This is a genomic window from Streptococcus oralis (assembly GCF_016127915.1).
GTDB lineage: Bacteria > Bacillota > Bacilli > Lactobacillales > Streptococcaceae > Streptococcus > Streptococcus oralis_BO.
Genome location: NZ_CP066059.1, coordinates 1,116,030 through 1,135,606, shown reverse-complemented (window position 1 = coordinate 1,135,606; position 19,577 = coordinate 1,116,030). Strand labels below are relative to the sequence as shown.

The 19,577-nt window shown below is 38.7% G+C and carries 20 protein-coding genes; 6 read left to right on the top strand and 14 right to left on the bottom strand.

All coding sequences use genetic code 11. The features are described 5' to 3' along the window. Window positions 1-12 precede the first annotated feature (12 nt). The 3 genes from I6H78_RS05525 (at window position 13) to cysK (ending at window position 2,129) form a co-directional block, all read left to right on the top strand. The gene (locus tag I6H78_RS05525) at window positions 13-648 is read left to right on the top strand and encodes a YigZ family protein (protein ID WP_198459045.1); all 636 of its coding nucleotides are present in this window, start codon (window positions 13-15) and stop codon (window positions 646-648) included. Window positions 649-662: 14 nt separating this feature from the next. Further along, window positions 663-1,106, top strand: a complete 444-nt coding sequence (locus I6H78_RS05520; protein ID WP_084922193.1) for a PH domain-containing protein — start codon at window positions 663-665, stop codon at window positions 1,104-1,106. Between the two features lie 96 nt (window positions 1,107-1,202). After that, window positions 1,203-2,129: a cysteine synthase A gene (cysK, locus tag I6H78_RS05515; RefSeq protein ID WP_061853334.1), complete on the top strand. Its 927-nt coding sequence runs from the start codon at window positions 1,203-1,205 to the stop codon at window positions 2,127-2,129. 103 nt (window positions 2,130-2,232) lie between these two features. Here the strand turns inward: cysK and tsf are convergent, their stop codons facing one another. From tsf to yfmF, 12 genes are all read right to left on the bottom strand, one after another. After that, window positions 2,233-3,273 (bottom strand): translation elongation factor Ts, encoded by a 1,041-nt coding sequence (tsf, locus tag I6H78_RS05510; protein ID WP_000808056.1) that lies wholly within the window; start codon window positions 3,271-3,273, stop codon window positions 2,233-2,235. A gap of 78 nt (window positions 3,274-3,351) precedes the next feature. Further along, window positions 3,352-4,131, bottom strand: coding sequence for a 30S ribosomal protein S2 (gene rpsB, locus I6H78_RS05505; protein ID WP_000268477.1), 780 nt, complete (start codon window positions 4,129-4,131; stop codon window positions 3,352-3,354). Between the two features lie 224 nt (window positions 4,132-4,355). Then, window positions 4,356-5,564 (bottom strand): peptidoglycan hydrolase PcsB, encoded by a 1,209-nt coding sequence (gene pcsB, locus I6H78_RS05500; RefSeq protein ID WP_000726991.1) that lies wholly within the window; start codon window positions 5,562-5,564, stop codon window positions 4,356-4,358. A 93-nt stretch (window positions 5,565-5,657) separates the two neighbouring features. Then, the gene (mreD, locus tag I6H78_RS05495) at window positions 5,658-6,152 is read right to left on the bottom strand and encodes a rod shape-determining protein MreD (protein ID WP_198459044.1); all 495 of its coding nucleotides are present in this window, start codon (window positions 6,150-6,152) and stop codon (window positions 5,658-5,660) included. 2 nt (window positions 6,153-6,154) lie between these two features. Beyond that, window positions 6,155-6,970, bottom strand: coding sequence for a rod shape-determining protein MreC (gene mreC, locus I6H78_RS05490; protein ID WP_001078961.1), 816 nt, complete (start codon window positions 6,968-6,970; stop codon window positions 6,155-6,157). 60 nt (window positions 6,971-7,030) lie between these two features. Next, entirely contained in the window at window positions 7,031-7,825 is a 795-nt protein-coding gene (locus I6H78_RS05485) for an energy-coupling factor transporter transmembrane component T family protein (RefSeq protein ID WP_198459043.1), read from the bottom strand. Continuing rightward, window positions 7,818-8,657 carry an energy-coupling factor transporter ATPase gene (locus I6H78_RS05480; RefSeq protein WP_198459042.1) on the bottom strand — a complete coding sequence of 280 codons (840 nt, stop codon included), beginning with the start codon at window positions 8,655-8,657 and terminating at the stop codon, window positions 7,818-7,820. Before I6H78_RS05480 ends, I6H78_RS05485 begins: the two co-directional genes overlap by 8 nt. Continuing rightward, entirely contained in the window at window positions 8,642-9,469 is an 828-nt protein-coding gene (locus I6H78_RS05475; protein WP_198459041.1) for an energy-coupling factor ABC transporter ATP-binding protein, read from the bottom strand. Before I6H78_RS05475 ends, I6H78_RS05480 begins: the two co-directional genes overlap by 16 nt. Continuing rightward, window positions 9,466-10,011: a CDP-diacylglycerol--glycerol-3-phosphate 3-phosphatidyltransferase gene (pgsA, locus tag I6H78_RS05470; RefSeq protein ID WP_198459040.1), complete on the bottom strand. Its 546-nt coding sequence runs from the start codon at window positions 10,009-10,011 to the stop codon at window positions 9,466-9,468. The genes I6H78_RS05475 and pgsA overlap by 4 nt, the downstream gene beginning before the upstream one ends. Window positions 10,012-10,021: 10 nt before the next feature. After that, on the bottom strand, window positions 10,022-10,843 hold the full coding sequence (rodZ, locus tag I6H78_RS05465; protein WP_198459039.1) for a cytoskeleton protein RodZ: 822 nt from the start codon (window positions 10,841-10,843) through the stop codon (window positions 10,022-10,024). Window positions 10,844-10,878: 35 nt separating this feature from the next. Next, on the bottom strand, window positions 10,879-12,162 hold the full coding sequence (yfmH, locus tag I6H78_RS05460) for an EF-P 5-aminopentanol modification-associated protein YfmH (RefSeq protein ID WP_198459038.1): 1,284 nt from the start codon (window positions 12,160-12,162) through the stop codon (window positions 10,879-10,881). Further along, a complete protein-coding gene (gene yfmF / locus I6H78_RS05455; RefSeq protein WP_198459037.1) occupies window positions 12,159-13,409 on the bottom strand; it encodes an EF-P 5-aminopentanol modification-associated protein YfmF in 1,251 nt (416 codons plus the stop codon). The genes yfmH and yfmF overlap by 4 nt, the downstream gene beginning before the upstream one ends. Window positions 13,410-13,569: 160 nt before the next feature. On the opposite strand from yfmF, the gene yaaA reads away from it, so the two are divergent. Both yaaA and recF read left to right on the top strand, forming a co-directional pair. Next, a complete protein-coding gene (gene yaaA, locus I6H78_RS05450; protein WP_198459036.1) occupies window positions 13,570-13,938 on the top strand; it encodes a S4 domain-containing protein YaaA in 369 nt (122 codons plus the stop codon). A gap of 2 nt (window positions 13,939-13,940) precedes the next feature. Next, on the top strand, window positions 13,941-15,032 hold the full coding sequence (recF, locus tag I6H78_RS05445; RefSeq protein ID WP_198459035.1) for a DNA replication/repair protein RecF: 1,092 nt from the start codon (window positions 13,941-13,943) through the stop codon (window positions 15,030-15,032). Between the two features lie 57 nt (window positions 15,033-15,089). Here the strand turns inward: recF and guaB are convergent, their stop codons facing one another. Continuing rightward, complete coding sequence (gene guaB, locus I6H78_RS05440; RefSeq protein ID WP_198459034.1) at window positions 15,090-16,568, bottom strand: IMP dehydrogenase; 1,479 nt, start codon at window positions 16,566-16,568, stop codon at window positions 15,090-15,092. Window positions 16,569-16,730: 162 nt separating this feature from the next. Beyond that, window positions 16,731-17,756 (bottom strand): tryptophan--tRNA ligase, encoded by a 1,026-nt coding sequence (gene trpS, locus I6H78_RS05435; RefSeq protein WP_198459033.1) that lies wholly within the window; start codon window positions 17,754-17,756, stop codon window positions 16,731-16,733. A gap of 195 nt (window positions 17,757-17,951) precedes the next feature. Between trpS and I6H78_RS05430 the strand changes: the two genes are divergently transcribed. Further along, complete coding sequence (locus I6H78_RS05430) at window positions 17,952-19,574, top strand: ATP-binding cassette domain-containing protein (RefSeq protein WP_000958793.1); 1,623 nt, start codon at window positions 17,952-17,954, stop codon at window positions 19,572-19,574. The last annotated feature ends 3 nt before the right edge of the window (window positions 19,575-19,577 follow it).

Genomic DNA, 19,577 nt, shown 5'->3' with positions numbered 1-19,577 from the left:
TACAATTAAATCATGGAATTTAGAACAATTAAAGAGGACGGGCAGGTCCAAGAAGAAATTAAAAAATCCCGCTTTATCTGCCATGTCAAGCGTGTTTATAGTGAAGACGAGGCCCGTGACTTTATCACTACCATCAAAAAAGAACACTACAAAGCCACCCATAACTGCTCTGCTTTTATTATTGGGGAACGTAGTGAAATCAAACGTACGAGTGATGATGGGGAGCCTAGTGGTACTGCTGGAGTCCCTATGCTTGGAGTCTTAGAAAATCATAATCTTACCAATCTCTGTGTGGTAGTGACACGCTACTTTGGGGGAATTAAGCTAGGAGTTGGTGGTTTGATCCGTGCTTATGCAGGTAGTGTGGCCTTGGCTGTTAAAGAAATTGGCATTATTGAAATCAAAGAGCAGGCTGGCATAGCCATTCAAATGTCTTATGCTCAATACCAAGAGTACAGTAACTTTCTTAAAGAACATCATCTCATGGAGCTGGATACAAACTTTACAGATCAAGTTGATACAATGATTTATGTTGATAAGGAAGAGAAAGAAAATATCAAGGCTGCTCTTGTGGAATTTTTTAATGGAAAGGTTACTTTAACAGACCAAGGTTTACGAGAAGTTGAAGTTCCTGTAAACCTAGTGTAAACGAAGGAGAAATTATGGCTTTTGGGAAATTTATTCAAGGACTTGCTGGAAATTTTAGTGAGGAAAACAAAGAGACTCTTATTAAAGAATATGGACAATATCTACTAGAGAATGAAGAAATTCAAAGCGGGTATAAACTTATTCGAGATTCAATCATCTTTACAAATATCCGTATTATTTTTACAGATAAGCAAGGTGCCACTGGTCGCAAGGTGTCTGTTAAGTCACTCTTTTTGATGAACATTGTTAACGTTGAAATGGAAACTGCTGGAGCAGGTATAGATGATAGTGAGATTACGATCACTTATTTAGAAAATATCTTTCTAAAAGCTCATAATGAACATCTTAGTTTCCACAAATTTGAATTCCCTAAAAAAACGGATATCCTTCCGCTTTACACCTATTTATTAGAATTGGCTTATCACAATCGATTAAAAATTAATGGCTTAGATCTTTGATATAAAAAAATCCTATCACTTTGATAGGATTTCTATATTTTACAAATAGCCTTGAGCGCGTTATACTAGTATCATCTTATACAAAGAGGTATATCTATGGCTATTTATAACAATATCACTGAACTTATTGGACGAACACCGATTGTTAAACTCAACAACATTGTTCCAGAGGGTGCTGCAGACGTCTATGTTAAACTAGAAGCTTTTAACCCTGGATCGTCAGTAAAAGACCGCATTGCCCTTAGCATGATTGAAAAAGCGGAACAAGATGGTATTCTAAAACCGGGTGCTACCATTGTTGAAGCAACAAGTGGAAACACTGGTATCGGTCTTTCATGGGTTGGTGCCGCTAAAGGATATAAAGTTGTTATCGTCATGCCTGAAACAATGAGCGTGGAACGACGTAAGATTATACAAGCCTATGGTGCTGAACTTGTCCTCACTCCTGGTAGCGAAGGAATGAAAGGGGCCATTGCCAAAGCTCAAGAAATCGCTGCTGAACGTGACGGCTTCCTTCCACTCCAATTTAATAATCCAGCTAATCCAGAAGTGCACGAAAGAACAACAGGAGCTGAAATACTGGCTGCTTTCGGTTCTGATGGACTAGATGCTTTTGTAGGTGGTGTTGGCACCGGTGGAACGATCTCAGGTGTTTCTCACGCTCTTAAAGCAGCAAATTCAAACATTCAAGTTTATGCAGTTGAGGCAGACGAGTCAGCTATCTTGTCTGGTGAAAAACCAGGACCTCACAAAATTCAAGGCATCTCAGCTGGATTTATTCCTGAAACACTTGATACAAAAGCCTATGATGGTATCGTCCGCGTAACGTCAGATGATGCTCTAGCGCTTGGCCGTGAAATTGGTGGAAAAGAAGGATTCCTTGTTGGGATTTCTTCAGCTGCAGCGATTTACGGGGCAATTGAGGTTGCCAAGAAATTAGGTACAGGTAAGAAAGTCCTTGCTTTAGCACCAGATAACGGCGAACGTTATTTGTCTACAGCACTCTATGAATTTGAAGTGTAGCCTCCTAAATACACTTAGCCCTTATTAAAGGGCTTTTTGTTTACTCATACAGAGCCTACTCTCTAGACCAAAAGAAAAAGGAAGCAAATTGCTTCCTTTTCTATTAGTTATTCAAGGCTGCTGCCATTGTAGCTGCAACTTCTGCTTCAAAGTCGTTTGCAGCTTTCTCGATACCTTCACCAACTTCAAAGCGAGCGAACTCAACTACTGAAGCATTTACTGATTCAAGGTAAGCTTCAACTGTCTTGCTGTCATCCATGATGTATACTTGTGCAAGAAGTGTGTATGCTTGGTCAACTTTAGTGTTGTCAAGCATGAAGCGGTCCATTTTACCTGGGATGATTTTGTCCCAGATTTTTTCTGGTTTGCCTTCTGCAGCCAACTCAGCTTTGATGTCAGCTTCAGCTTGAGCAATCACTTCATCAGACAATTGTGCTTTTGATCCATACTTCAAGTGTGGAAGAGCTGGTTTACCAACCATTGCACGGCTTTCGTTATCTTGGTCGATTACGTGGTTCAATTGTGCCAACTCATCTTTAACGAATTGCTCATCCAATTCTTTGTAAGAAAGAACTGTTGGTTTCATCGCAGCAATGTGCATTGAGATTTGTTTAGCAAGCGCTTCGTCTCCACCTTCGATAACTGAGATAACACCGATACGTCCACCATTGTGTTGGTATGCTCCGAAGTGTTGTGCATCTGTTTTTTCAAGCAAAGCAAAACGACGGAATGAGATTTTTTCACCGATTGTAGCTGTTGCAGATACATATGCAGCTTCAAGAGTTTCACCTGAAGGCATTGTCAAAGCAAGAGCCTCTTCGTTGTTCGCTGGTTTTCCTTCAGCAATTACTTTAGCTGTTGCGTTTACCAAGTCAACGAATTGAGCGTTTTTCGCAACGAAGTCAGTTTCAGCATTTACTTCAACTACTGCTGCAACGTTACCGTTAACAAATACACCAGTCAAACCTTCTGCAGCAACACGGTCAGCTTTCTTAGCTGCCTTCGCCATACCTTTTTCGCGAAGCAATTCGATCGCTTTTTCGATATCACCATCTGTTTCTACAAGCGCTTTTTTAGCGTCCATAACACCGGCACCAGATTTTTCACGCAACTCTTTTACAAGTTTAGCTGTAATTTCTGCCATTTTGATTCTCCTATATTTTTTAAAAATAGGAGAGCTGGGCTAGGCCCCGCCCTCCTAGGTAATTACTATTTATATGAATTAAGCGTTGTCGCCTTCTACAACTTCAACGATTTCTTCGATTGAGTCAGCTTGAGCTTCTGAAGCTGCAAATTCAGCTTCAACTGCTGTTGCGTCCTCACCTTGACGTCCTTCGATGATAGCGTCAGCCAATTTAGCTGTGATCAATTTAACAGCGCGGATAGCGTCATCGTTAGCTGGGATGATTACATCGATATCGTCTGGATCAGTGTTTGTGTCAACCATCGCTACAACTGGGATACCCAATTTTTTAGCTTCTTTAACAGCGATTTGTTCTTTATGTGGGTCAACTACGTACATTACATCAGGGATACGAGGCATGTCTTCGATACCACCCAAGAATTTTTCAAGACGTGCACGTTGTTTGTTAAGAAGTGCAACTTCTTTCTTAGGAAGAACGTCGAAGATTCCTTCTTCTTCCATACGTTTGATTTCTTTCAAACGAGCAATACGTTTTTGGATAGTTCCCCAGTTAGTAAGAGTTCCACCCAACCAACGGTGGTTGATGTAGTATTGACCTGAACGTTCTGCTTCTTCTTTAACAGCGTCAGCAGCTTGTTTTTTAGTACCAACAAACAATACAACTGCATCGTTAGCTGCTGCATCACGCATAAAGTCGTATGCTTGGTCAGCGTATTTTACAGTTTGTTGCAAGTCGATAACGTGGATTCCGTTACGCTCAGTGAAGATGTACTTAGCCATCTTAGGGTTCCAGCGACGAGTTTGGTGACCAAAGTGTACACCAGCCTCAAGAAGTTGTTTCATTGAAATTACTGCCATGAGTATTTCTCCTTTTTGTTTTTTTCCTCTCCTCGACTTCAACTTGCAAAACGACCCGAGGGCAACAGTTTCACAATTCATCAAGAATGAGTATTATCGTTTACACGACAAGTTTCATTTTATCACATTTTAGCCATATTTTCAAGTAGTTTTGATAGATTTCGGCCTTGCTTTCGATAAAAAATAATAAAAGAGACTCGAATCGAGCCTCTTCGTTTCATTCATTAGTTTGGATAGATATATGTTACGTAACCTTCAGAAGTTGTAGTTGGGTTGAACCATCCACGCTTGTTACCGATTGTACGATCTCCACCATAGTTTGATTCTGATACTTGAATGCTAGTTGATGATGAAACCGCTGTAACAACCGCTACGTGTCCATATCCACCGTCATTCCAACATGCAATCGCACCAACTTGTGGAGTTGATCCAGTACGGAATCCTGCAGCTGCTGCACTTGTAGCCCACTGCGCTCCGTTACCCCAGTAATCTCCAGCCCAAGGTGCTAATGTTTTAGCTCCCCAAGTACATTCTCCAGTTGGATAACTTGAAGCATTTGTACTGTATGTTGGACGCTGTCTTGTTGGAGTTGGTGCAGGTGCCGGAGTGTAGCTTGAATCATCATCTGATGAAGAGCTTGAAGTTGCTTGCACTTGATCTGAAAGTGTTGTATTTCCAGAAGCAACAACTGATTGTTGTTGGCTTGTTTGACGTGCTTTATAAGCCGCTTCTGCTTCAGCTGCTGCTTTTGCTTCTGCCTCTGCTGCTGCTTTTTGTTCCAACAAAGTAGCTTTGTCGCTTTCTGCAGTAGCTTTCTCTGCTGCAAGGTTTAACTCAGCAACTTTCAACTCTGCTTGTTTTGTCGTCAATGCTTGTGCATCGTCAGCAAGCGTTTGTTGGTTCGCAATTACAGTGTTGATTGCTTCATTATTTGCAACCTGTTTTTCAGCGATAGATTTCTTATCAGCTTTCTGTTGTTCCAACATTTTGTTGTTAGCTGATACGATCTCGCTCATGGCTGCAACACGTGAAATAGCTTCCGTAATTGATTTTGAGTTTACAATTGTATTGATGTAGCTAGTTGCTGCACCGTTAGTTTGTGCGCTACGTGCTTGTTTTTCCAAAGATTCATTACGAGCAACAATGTTCTTAGAGAGCTCTGTAATTTCTCCTTCAAGTTTTTTAGATTCAGCTTGTAGAGTTTCATTCTCAGCTTCCAAGTTCGTTTGTTGAGTTTGGATAGCTGTAACTTGCGTTTGGATTTCATCTACTTGTTTTTGAGCTTCTTTTTGTTGAGATGTCAAATTACTAATCTTACTATCTTGAGCAGCAATCTTTTCATCAGTTGTTTCAGCGTGGACAGTTGTCAATACTGCCGCTTGAGACACTAATACTGTACTTAATAAAAGTGACGCTAAGATTTTTTTCTTCATATTGTGTAGATACTCCTTCTATTTAAGACATTACTAGTATACCAAAAAAAGACATAATAAATATTACGCCTTTGTTACATTTTTATTTCTTTCTTATAGATAACATTTTTCAAAAATATATTGGAAAATAAGCATCCATAAAAAGTTTAAAATCATTGATGGGACAAGGCTGTAGACAATAAAAACTGGCATCGATTCTACTGTCAATCCCATAGCAAGGGCAAGGAGATAACTCCCCATATCAAATAGGAAACTCATCACAACTATTGTTAACATTCTTGTCCAACGGTTTAGCAAAATTACACTATTAAATTTATGGAGCGAAGCTCCTATCAAGATAAATAGAAGTGTTGCAATTCCTATCAAGTGGAAAAAATAGATATCGTACACTAAACCCACTATACCGCAATAAGCTAGATAGAGATATTCTGAAACCTCAATTGTCTCAAACAAGAGAAATAAAAACAGAAAATGACTTACTAAATGAAAGTGAGGGAAGAAGGATCCCGCTAATTGTCCAATATGTGCATCAATTAATACAACAAAAGGGAGTAAAAAGAAAATACCAATTTGTTTTAACAGTCTCATTGCTAATTCCCCACTAACTCAACCACATGAAGATTTTTGGTGTCAGCACTTAACTTTACTGTTACTTCCTTTGTTAGATAATCACTGCTGTGTGTTGTAGCAACAACCTCTCCAACAGGAATATCCTTAACATTAAAGTTTCCGAGCCCCCCTGTAGTCACCTTGTCTCCTGCGCTAATGTCACTGTTACTATTTAATTGGCTAATTTTAAGCAGTTCTGACTCCTTGTCATAACCAACAATTATTCCGTAAATTTCAGTAGAACCATGCAGGATTTTAACGGAAATTTTGTCTGAATTTTCGGTGTTTGTCAATAGGTTAATCGTTGTTGAATGATCCTCCACCTTTGAAACACTACCAATCAAACCCCCGTTTGCAATGGCCAACATATTTTCAGAAGCTCCTTTTGAACTTCCCGCATCAATTGTTAACTCTTGTTTCCAAGATACTGGAGCTCGCATAATCACATCTGCTGCAATGGTTTTTGTAGCCTGCAATTTTGACTTCATATCCAGCAACTGACGTAATTGTTCATTTTCATTTTTTAAACTTTCTGATTGATTAGACTCCACCTCTAGTTGATAGAGCTGTTTCTTTAGACTTTCGTTTTCATTGTAGGTCTGCGTCAAATGCCCCAAATCCGATTTGAAAGTATCAAACCACTGAAAGGGTTTTTGAACAATTCTATCTACTAAGGAAATCCCATCTCCTAGTTTCGTCACAATAGCGCTTGAATAGGTTGTCACTAATAGAACAGAAACTGCCAGAACTGTGACAAAAACGATGATTATATATTTTGATTTTTTAAAACGGTTCATATTCCTACCTTTATACTAAAAACCTGCTACTGTGAGCTTCTTATCAATCCTACAAACCTGCTAAGATTTTAAGAAAAATAAGAAACATCCCAGTACCAAAATCACAAGAATTGCCAGTGTATCCTTTTGACTCCATCTCAACTGTCTATACTGACTTCTACCCTTTCCTCCCTGATAACCACGTGCTTCCATGGCTATTGCCAATGAATCTGCACGCTTTAAGCTCGTCGCAAAAAGAGGAATTAAAATCGGAATCATAGCTTTTACTTTTTGAACGATGCTACCTTCGCCAAAGTCAACTCCACGGGCTTTTTGAGCATTCATAATTCGCGTTGTGTCATCCATCAATGTTGGAACAAAACGCAAACTCATTGATAACATCAGACCAATTTCATGAACGGGAACTTTCACGCGTTTCAGCGGTGCTAAAAGAGCTTCAACTGCAGCTGCCAGACTCAAAGGCATGGTCGTTAAGGTTAGCAAAGTTGAAAAGAAAATAATCAACACAAAACGACAGAAAATAATTCCTGCTTGTTGCAAAGCATAATCCGTTATTCTTATAAAAGAAAACTCAAATAAGACATTTCCACTTGAAATGAAAAAAAGTTGAAATAGAGTCGTAAAAGCAATCAGGAAGAACATGGACTTTAATCCCTGAATGAAAAATGAGAGGGAAACGCCTGACAAAGCGATAAATATACCTGTCGCTACAAACAGAATGAGATTGGTGAGAGGATTATTGGCCCAAAATACAATCAAAATCAGCAAGATCATAGCAAGCAATTTACTACGTGGATCCAAGCGATGAATGATGGAATCCCCCGGTATATAACGCCCTAAAATCATACTATCCATTTAGCGACTCCTTAAACTCCTCTATCTTGATTGGCAGTTTTTTAAAAGCTACACCTCTATCTGCCAAACGTTTACAAAAGGCTGTGATTTTAGGCACACCTAACTGTACTTTTTCCATAGAGGCTACATCTTGGAAAACTTCGCACGGTTTGCCACTTTTGACCAAACGCCCCTTTTCCATAACATAGACCTGATCAGCATATGCAGCTACATCATCCATCAAATGCGTTACCAGAACGATTGTCATTCCAGAAAGGTGGAGTTCTTTAAACAAAGTCATCAATTCTTTTCTGCCCAAAGGATCAAGTCCTGCTGTCGGCTCATCTAAAACTAAGACAGTTGGCTCCATCGCTAGCATACCTGCTATAGCCACACGTCTCATTTGACCACCAGAAAGTTCAAAAGGACTGCGCTCAAAGAGTGACTCATCGATGCCTACCAAGGCTAACTTTTCACGCGCAATTTTCTTGGCCTCTTCCTCAGAAACTCCAAAATTTTGCGGTCCAAATGCAACATCTTTCAAAACAGTCTCTTCGAAAATCTGATTTTCAGCAAATTGAAACACTAGACCAACCTGCTTTCGAATCTGGCGAATTTCTTTATTGGTTGATGTAGGAGTAATGACGGTATCGAAAACTCGAACAGAACCCTTACTTGGTACCAATAGGCCATTTAAAAGCTGTAAAATCGTTGATTTCCCACTACCTGTGTGCCCTACTAAAGCTGTATAGGAGCCATCCTCAATCGTCAAAGAAACATCAGTCAAGGCTGATGAAGATAGGGGAGTCCCCTCTTGATAGGTAAAGCTCACATTTTCTAGAGTAATTCCCATAACTTGTCCTCTAGCTCTCCTTCTGTCAAATAGCCATCTGGCAACTGATAACCAGTCTCTCTCAAAGATTCTCTCAATTGATTAGTAAAAGGCTCATCTAACCCTATCTGGTCAAGGTCATCCCGAGAAAAAAGTTCTCTGGGGCTGCTAGTTGACTCCACTTGGCCTTTTTTCATGACCAAGACACGGTCACTCATCGCAACTTCCTCTAAATCATGTGTAATGGAGACGACTGTCATCTGGTGGTCTTTTCGAATCTCTTGAACTGTCTGAATCAGTTCTCTGCGTCCCTCAGGATCCAACATACTTGTAGCCTCGTCCAAAATCAAAATAGCTGGCCTCAAGGCAACAACTCCCGCAATAGCCACCCGCTGTTTTTGTCCACCAGATAAACGAGCTGGTTCTCTCTTCTTAAAGTCCAGCATACCTACCAACCCCAAAGATTCAGCCACTCTCTTCTTCATTTCTTCACGAGGAAGTCCCTGATTTTCTAATCCAAAGGCGACATCATCTTCAACAGTTGCCCCCACAAATTGGTTATCTGGATTTTGAAAAACCATACCAATTTGACGGCGTAAGTCCCAAACATTCTCAGAGGACAGCAATTGCCCATCAATCCAGATTTCCCCAGACTCTGCTTCAAGCAAGCCATCAATCAAACGGATAGTTGTCGATTTTCCACTCCCATTATGACCTACAATCGAAAGCCATTCTCCCCGTTTCACGTGAAACGAGACATTATTAACATCATATTGATCCTGATATTCCTTGTAACGAAAAGACAGATCTTTTACTTCAATAATCGATTTCATTTCGAACCAAATGTCCCTTTGAATAGATGAGCGCTACCCTTGAAATAATCATAGCCAGAGTAGATAGTGAAAAACAAAGCTATATAAAGCAACAGCTGACCAATTAAATTCCAATGTAAGAGCAAAAAGATAATGGCAAACATTTGACTAAAGGTCTTGATTTTCCCAGGCATCGCTGCTGCTAGAACTGTCCCTCCCGTCTCAATAAGCAACAAACGCAAGCCTGTCACCGCAAGTTCACGACAGATGATAATAGCAACAACCCAAGCTGGAGCCATACCTAACTCAATCAACATGATAAAAGCTGACATAACCAACAGCTTATCGGCCATCGGATCAGCAAACTTTCCAAAGTTGCTGACTACATTCCATTTACGAGCAAGGTAGCCATCAAGATAATCCGTTATACTAGCAACTGCAAAGATGATCGCTGCCAGCAAATGACTTCCTTGTGAATGGCCCAAAGTCAAAATAAGAATAAAGAGAGGTATAAAGAGAATTCTACCAATAGTTAATACATTAGGAATTTGTTCTTTTTTCATTGATTTTTCCTTAATCTGTAGTAAATGTAAGTGTTACAGTTCCAGTCTGAGTTGTCAGCTTCGAAGTATCAATCGTTTGATTGTCCACAGTCACAGTAACTCCCTTCACTACACCTAAAGTAATAGTAACGGGATTCATAGTTGAAACTGTTGTTTTTGCATTCTTATTGTCTGCGGATAGTGTCACACCACCCTCCAGCTCACTTCCTGAAACACTAACCCAACTAGTTGTATCTGAAACTGCTAGTTGAACAGTAGCAGTTTCCTTACTCGTTTTATACCGAGCTTCAATGCGGTTTCCTTCACCTGATACTGTAATAGTTGATTCCGTAGTAGAAGACGAGCTAGACGTCTGACTACTAGAAGATGAACTAGATGAGGTTGTTGAACTAGTCGAGTTCACAACACTATAATTAGCAGAAGAAGGACTTGGCTGAGTTTGGATGTAATTCCAAACATAGTAAGTCACAAAAATTAAAATTGATAAAGCAAATAGCACAAAATAAAATAAAGGGAGATAAGACGTTTTTTTCTTATTTGATCGTCTGCGACCAGACAAGTCTTCTTCATCGACATCTACCTCTTCGTAGGTAATCATACTGCCTGAATCGTAGGCATCCAAAACAATTCCTTCATCCAACTCTACTGCCCAGGCATATTTTCTTAAAAAAGAACGAGCGTAGAAGGTACTAGGAAGTAAATCGAAATCATCCGCCTCCATGGCTTCTAGAAAATGCAACTGAATTTCAGTTTTTTCCTGCAATTCTTCTAAACTCAACCCCTGGTTAATTCTAGCTAAACGCAGAACCTCGCCAATTGTTTTTTTTCTCATACGTACCATTCCTTCTTTCTAGTATTAGTCATCTTTTAAGCTGGAAAGATTGTAAAATCAACTAGATCACCATTATCAATCAAACGATGTCCAGCTTCTAGAACATCCTCCAAAGTAATTTCCTGTAAAATTTTCGGAAAATCAAAAATTGTTTCTCCGCAATCCATCGGATCGTATTGAGTTGCAATAAACTCCAGGGAGTTCATACTGCTGAAAAACTCCCCAAACATCTCACTCTTAACAAGATCTAAATGTTCCTCGGTAATATCCGCATCACTACTAAACTGACGAATCGCTTTACGAAATTGATGCGACAGAGAAACAGGCTCTTTGGTGTCCATTGTCAATATCACAAAATGAAAGCGACTGTTGACTTCAACCTCAAGTGACAATGACGCATCTAACTTCCCAGTCTCATATAACCTTTGAAAACGATCAGAAGTCCAACCAAACATCATCGTAAATAGTAATTTCAATAAAATATTGTAACGATAAGACTCAGCTTCTGTTATTTGCCCATTACCTCTAATCGCAACAGCAAGTTTGGGTGAAGAAACTTCCATCCGAAAACTATCTGTTTGCTTCACAGGCTGCAAAAGGAGTTGCTCTTTTGAAACCATAAACTGGTTTGAAACTTCCTTTTCCTTTTTCGAAAAGTATTCCTCAACAACTTCCACATCAATATTTCCAACTAAAAACAGTGACATGTTGACAGGTTTGTAAAAGTCTGTAAAGTTCTCTTTTAAATTTGAAACTTGAATCTCAGCAATTGATTTTTCACTTCCAACAATATCTGTTGCTAAAGGAGTATCAGGATAAAGGTTGGCTAATGTTGCAAAAAACAAACGTGAGTCTGGATCATCTTGGTACATTTCTCGTTCTTGCTGGATAATAGCCTGTTCCCTCAAAACAGACTCTTCTGTAAAATGAACATCTCCGACTAACTCATCTAGCAAATCTAAATTCTCTAATAGATGGTCAATTGTTGAAAAAAGATAGCTGGTCTTAGTAAAGCTTGTAAAGGCATTACTGTCCGCACCTAATCGAGTAAACGCAGCCATTATATCCTCAGAATTTTCTCTTTCAAACAATTTATGTTCAAGAAAATGTGCAATTCCTGCTGGATGATGACGTAAACCTTTGTCCAGGCTTGTATAAGTTGCATCTACAGAACCAAATTGAACCGTTACAATCCCATAAACCTCATTGAAATCTTGTTTAGGGAGTAAAGAAACTGTCAATAAATTTGATAATTGTGCTTTGTAGACTGTTTCCTTTACAGCAGGATAGTATTTTTCTTCAAAAGTAACCTTTGTCATTCTACTCCTTCCATAAAGTAAATCGCTTGTAACTTCAAACCATTGGCAACTTTACATACAGCTTCTTTATCAACATTCTCTAATTTTGCCACCAATCGATCAATGTCAAAGCTTGATTTCCCCAATAGAGCATTCAAATAGACTCTTTCAAATAGGGTCTGTTGATTATCTTGAGCCATCAACAAAGATCGTCGAATCATCTCCTTGGTTTGTTCAAGTTCAAAATCTGTAAAGTTACCCTTTTTCAAATCTAGCAATTGATGATTCATCATTTTTCTAGCCTGATTTCGATTTTCTCTATCAATCCCCGCATACATCCTTAACAGACCACTAAACAAATCCAATTGACTAGAGACTGTGTAGGCTATTCCAGCATTTTCACGAACGTTTGTAAAAAGTTTCGAATGTGCAAATTCACCCAACAAACCATTCATAACAAGCATGGGCAAATGTTCATCATCACCATATTTTACAGGAGAATGATAGCCTAATTCCAAAATAGATTGCCCAACATTCCTCTGAACCATTCCCTCTCGTAGGACATTTGAATAAGATTGATGGTACTGGATAGTGACGCCATTCTCTCTAGCTGTAAAGGGTAATGACTTCAGCGATTCTGCAATTTCTACTTCATTAAAATCACCTAAGAAAAAGAAATCAATACGATCATTCTTCAGAGTATCTTGAAAGCAAGTGTAGCTACTTTCTGGAGACTCATTTGAAATGCTATTTCGTAAATCACTGTATCTCAATTGAAGACGCTCATCATGGAAGAACAAGCTATCCAACTCCTTATAAGCAAAATAAAATGAATCATCCATATCAGTAGCTAAACTAGCCAATAACTGTTTTCTTTCAATTTCAAACAAGGCTGGCTCAAAAGCACCATCTTGAACTAAGGGGGAAAATAAAGTCTGTTTTACTAATTCCAAAATTCGAGAAGTCAAGACATTCTTTTTACTTAAAAAATCATCCCTCACATAGGTAAACGTTAAGTCAAGAATATGTGCCTGTCCTCTACGATAAGCACTTGTGGAAATATCTGTTCCATATAAACTTGCCAAGTATCTGCGAAATGCTTGTGATGTTGGGTAAACTTGATTTGCCGTCTCCAACATACTTGCACTTAACATGCGTCCTGCTATCGTCTCAAGAGATAAGGGAGCAGTAAAACGAATAGTGATTTTATTTGTTTTAAACTTTTTGGATTGAACAAAATGTGCTGAAATTCCAGGCACTAATTCCATACCTTACCTCCTTACATATAGAGTTCTATTATACCACGAAAATCAAAATTTTTCTTGTTCTCTTTATAGCTTTAAAGAGTAAAACCGTTTTCATTTCAGCTAACTTTCCTTCAGCTATTTCAAGGAAAATATGGTATAATACCAAAGATTGAGGTGAATTATGGAATACAAATTATTTGAAGAATTTATTACGCTCCAAGCCCTCCTAAAAGAGCTTGGAATTATACAAAGCGGTGGTGCTATCAAATCCTTTTTAATAGAGCATCAAGTTTACTTTAATGGTGAATTAGAAAATAGACGTGGGAAGAAAATTCGTGTTGGAGATACGATTGACATTCCTGATTTAAAGCTTGACATCACCTTGACACAACCAAGTTTAAAAGAGCAAGAAGAATATCAAGCAGATAAGATTGAGAAAGAGCGAATTGCTAAACTTGTCAAAGAGATGAATAAAGGTATCAAGAAAGAAAAACAAAAAACTTCTTCATCACCTAAAACCAAACAAGCTCCACGTTTTCCAGGAAGATAACCATGTGGCTCCAACATTTAACAATTAAAACCTTTCGAAACTACAAAGAGGCAAAAATTGATTTTAATCCAAAATTAAACGTCTTTCTAGGTCAAAATGCACAAGGAAAAACCAATATTCTAGAAGCAATCTATTTCTTAGCCTTGACACGTAGTCATCGGACTCGTACAGATAAAAATCTCATTCATTTTGATGACGAGCAACTCCGTCTTTCTGGCTTGCTACAGAAAAAAACAAGCTCTATCCCTCTAGAAATTGATTTAACGCCAAAAGGGCGTGTGACTAAGGTCAATCACTTAAAACAAGCTCGCCTATCAGACTACATCGGACATATGAATGTTGTCCTCTTCGCACCTGAAGATCTCCAGCTAATTAAGGGAGCACCTTCTGTCCGTCGAAAATTTATAGACATTGAACTGGGACAAATTAAACCAATCTACTTGTCAGACTTATCAAACTATAACCATATACTCAAGCAAAGAAATACTTACCTAAAATCCAGCCAGAATATTGATGAAACATTTCTGTCAGTATTAGATGATCAGTTAGTAGAGTATGGATGTCGCGTTATAAAGCATCGAATAAAATTCATTAAAGACTTAGAGAAATTTGGTCAAAAAAAACACTTAGAAATTTCAAATAAATTAGAAGAGTTGTCAATATCTTATCAACCATCTGTCAACTTCACTGATGAAGAACAGCTAACAAGTTCTTTTAAAATGGCTTTAGAGAAAAGTAGATCAAGAGATTTGTTCAAAAAGAATACTGGCGTCGGCCCTCATCGAGATGACATTACTTTCTATATCAATGGTATGGACGCTAGTTTTGGAAGCCAAGGTCAACATCGTAGTCTTGTACTTTCTATCAAACTAGCAGAGATTGAACTAATGGAAAGCATTACTAACGAGTCTCCGATACTACTGCTTGATGATGTTATGAGCGAACTTGACAATACACGGCAACTAAAATTACTAGAAACCATTTCTCAATCTATCCAAACCTTTATCACAACAACAAGTTTAGACCACTTACAAAACTTGCCAGAAAACCTTAGTATTTTCAATATTCAAAACGGTAAAATTTCTGTAAATTAACATTGACAACTTTGTAAACAAAAGAACTCCTGAAATTCAGGAGTTCTTTTTTACTACTTACATAGAGTAGTTTGGCGCCTCATTAGTGATTTGTACATCATGAGGATGGCTTTCTTTTAGACCAGCCCCAGACATTTCAATAAATTGAGCATTATCATGTAGTTCTTTAAGGTTAGCTGCACCACAGTAACCCATACCAGAGCGAATACCACCAATCATTTGGAAGACAATATCAGCTGCTACGCCTTTATAGGCAACACGGCCTTCAATTCCTTCTGGAACAAGTTTGTTTGCTTCATTGACAGAACCTTGGAAGTAACGGTCACTTGAACCTTTCTTCATTGCAGCGATTGATCCCATACCACGGTAGGTCTTAAACTTACGTCCTTGGAAGATTTCCGTTTCACCAGGCGCTTCGTCTGTTCCAGCAAACATTGATCCAAGCATAACTGCATTTCCACCTGCAGCAAGGGCTTTTACAATATCTCCAGAGTACTTGATTCCACCATCAGCAATGATTGTTTTTCCATATTCACGCGCAACTGCTGCTGCATCATAGATTGCTGTCACTTGTGGGACACCAACTCCTGCAATTACACGAGTAGTACAGATAGAACCTGGTCCGATACCAACTTTGACAACATCTACACCCGCATCATAAAGAGCACGCGCACCTTCTGCGGTCGCAATATTACCCGCAATCAAAGTGCGGTCTGGGAAGTGAGCACGAATTTCAGCAATTTTACGTAGAACACCAGCAGAGTGACCATGGGCAGTATCAATAACAATTGCGTCAGCTCCTGCTTCAAAAAGGGCTTCGGCGCGTTCAAATGTATCTGAAGTGACACCCACCGCTCCAGCAACTAGAAGACGACCAAACTCATCTTTTGCTGCATTAGGAAATTCAATCACTTTTTCAATATCTTTAATAGTAATCAAGCCAGAAAGGCGACCTTCTTCATCAACCAAAGGAAGTTTTTCAATACGGTGTTCTTGAAGAATATTTTCAGCTGTTGCAAGATCCGTACCAACAGGAGCAGTAACAAGATTTTCACTGGTCATGTGGTTTGAGATTGGCTGATTGTAATCTGAAATAAAGCGAAGATCTCGGTTTGTTAGAATACCAACTAATTTACGATTTTCAAGTGTCTCCACAACCGGAACACCACTGATACGGTAACGTCCCATCAGTTCATCTGCTTCAGCAATCGTGTGTTCTGGAGTCAAGAAGAATGGATCAATAATAACACCATTTTCAGAACGTTTTACCTTGCGAACTTCATCTGCCTGTTGCGCAATAGACATGTTTTTATGGATTACTCCGAGACCACCCGCACGAGCAATGGCAATAGCCATTTGACTTTCTGTGACTGTATCCATGGCGGCTGTTATAATTGGGATATTTAAAGTCAGATTATCTGCCAATTTTGTTGTTAAATCTGCATCATTAGGCAACACATGACTTTCTGCTGGAATGAGCAATACATCATCAAAGGTAAAACCTTTTTTTAAAAATTTAGTATCCCAATTAGACATTGAAGTTTCCTCTTTTCTTTCTTTTTGAGCTTGACTCTTTTTGTATTGTATCTATCATACCATTCTATGAAAATTTGTCAATTATATTTATGGTAGAAATCATAAAAAAACTATCCCTGTGATTCTATGGAGGAGATAGCTTTATGATTCATATTTTACCTATTATTTAAAATAATTTAGTCCCATTGCTCCCTTAACTTCAGATAGAGTTTGCCCTGCAACCTCACGCGCTTTCTCACTCCCTTTTCGAAGCATATTGTACACTTCTCCCATATCCTTAGCAAATTCGATACGGCGCTCACGAATAGGGCCAAGTTCCCGTTCTAATATTTCAAGTAGATAACGTTTCGTCTTCACATCACCAAGGCCACCACGTTGATAATGTTCTTTCATATCCGCAATTTCTTGAGCATTTTCTGGACGACCAAACACATCTAGATAATGGAAAACCATGTTTCCTTCAATCTTACCTGGATCCTCAACCCGAATGTGGTCTGGATCAGTATACATGCTCATGACTTTTTTACGCAAAGTATCCACATCATCTGCTAGATAAATACCATTATTAAGGGATTTAGACATTTTAGCATTTCCATCTAAACCTGGCAAACGCCCTGCTCTCTCATTTTCTGGATAAATACCTTCTGGTTCCACTAAGACATCACAGTTATATGCGTTGTTAAAAGAACGAACAATCTCGCGAGTCTGCTCAATCATTGGTTTCTGATCTGTACCAACAGGAACATAATTAGCCTTGAAGGCAGTAATATCTGCTGCTTGCGCAATCGGATAAACCAAAAATCCTGTCGGAATACTTTCTCCAAACCCTTTTTGAGCAATCTCTGTTTTTACTGTCGGATTACGCTCCAAACGAGCTAGTGACACCAAATTCATATAGTACATAGACAGCTCAGCCAACTCTGGAATCTGGCTTTGAATAAAGATAGTTGATTTACTTGGATCTAATCCAACTGCCAAGTAATCTAAGGCAACATTCCCAATCGATTCTACAATCGTTTGAGGGTCTTTGGCGTGATCTGTCAATGCTTGTTGGTCCGCCAAAAAAACAAACATCTCATACTTGTCTTCTTCCTGCAGTAATACTCTATTTTTTAGACTCCCAACATAATGTCCAATATGCAGTTTCCCTGTTGGGCGATCTCCTGTTAAAATAATGGGTTTCGTCATTTTTTTCTCCTTCGAAATGGTCTCTTCAATTATAGCATTTTTTTGTTAAAATAACAGAAAATTATTTAAATCAAACAACTAACTCGTTGTAAATAAACCTGTAAACTTAATTGACACAAAATTGACAAACAAAAATTTGAATATTTCTCTCTTTTCTAGTAGAATAAATATATTACATATTATAGGAGAAAAACATTGCTTACAGTATCTGATGTTTCACTACGTTTTAGTGATCGCAAACTTTTTGATGATGTCAATATCAAATTTACAGAAGGAAATACATACGGATTGATTGGTGCTAATGGTGCTGGGAAGTCTACATTCTTAAAAATCTTAGCTGGTGATATCGAGCCAACAACTGGTCACATCTCTCTTGGTCCAGATGAACGTCTCTCTGTTCTCCGTCAAAATCATTTTGACTATGAAGACGAGCGAGTTATTGATGTCGTTATTATGGGAAATGAAAAACTTTACAACATCATGAAAGAAAAAGACGCCATTTACATGAAGGAAGATTTTTCAGATGAAGATGGAGTTCGTGCTGCCGAACTCGAAGGTGAATTTGCCGAACTTGGAGGTTGGGAAGCAGAAAGTGAAGCATCTCAATTACTTCAAAACCTAAATATTCCAGAAGAGTTGCACTATCAAAACATGAGCGAATTGGCCAATGGTGAAAAAGTGAAGGTTCTCCTTGCTAAAGCACTTTTTGGTAAACCAGATGTTCTTCTCTTGGACGAGCCGACCAACGGGTTGGACATCCAATCTATTACTTGGCTAGAAGATTTCTTGATTGACTTTGATAACACCGTTATCGTAGTATCCCACGACCGTCACTTCTTAAACAAAGTATGTACACACATGGCCGACCTTGACTTTGGAAAAATTAAACTCTATGTCGGAAACTACGACTTCTGGAAGGAATCTTCTGAGCTTGCTGCTAAATTGCTAGCAGACCGTAATGCCAAGGCAGAAGAAAAAATTAAGCAATTGCAAGAATTCGTTGCTCGCTTCTCTGCTAATGCTTCTAAATCAAGACAAGCAACGTCTCGTAAAAAAATGCTTGACAAGATTGAATTAGAAGAGATTGTGCCATCGAGTCGTAAATACCCATTTATCAACTTTAAAGCAGAACGTGAGATTGGTAATGATCTCTTGACAGTAGAAAATCTAACTGTAAAGATTGATGGCGAAACTATCCTAGACAATATTAGTTTCATCTTGCGTCCAGGTGATAAGACAGCTCTTATTGGACAAAATGACATCCAAACGACTGCATTAATTCGTGCAATTATGGGTGACATCGACTATGAAGGAACTGTCAAGTGGGGAGTTACTACTAGCCGTTCTTACTTGCCAAAAGACAACTCGGCTGATTTTGCAGGAGGAGAGTCAATCCTTGACTGGTTGCGTCAATTTGCAAGTAAAGAAGAAGATGACAATACCTTCCTACGTGGTTTCCTCGGTCGTATGCTCTTTTCTGGAGATGAGGTTAACAAACCTGTAAACGTCTTGTCAGGGGGAGAAAAAGTACGTGTCATGCTTTCAAAACTCATGCTCTTGAAATCAAATGTCCTTGTACTTGATGATCCAACAAATCACTTGGACTTGGAATCTATCTCAAGCTTGAACGATGGATTGAAAAACTTTAAAGAATCAATCATCTTTGCCAGTCATGACCACGAGTTTATCCAAACTTTGGCAAACCATATCATTGTTTTGTCTAAGAATGGCGTCATTGATCGTATCGATGAAACCTATGATGAATTCCTAGAAAATGCAGAAGTACAAGCAAAAGTTAAAGAACTTTGGAAAGACTAATAA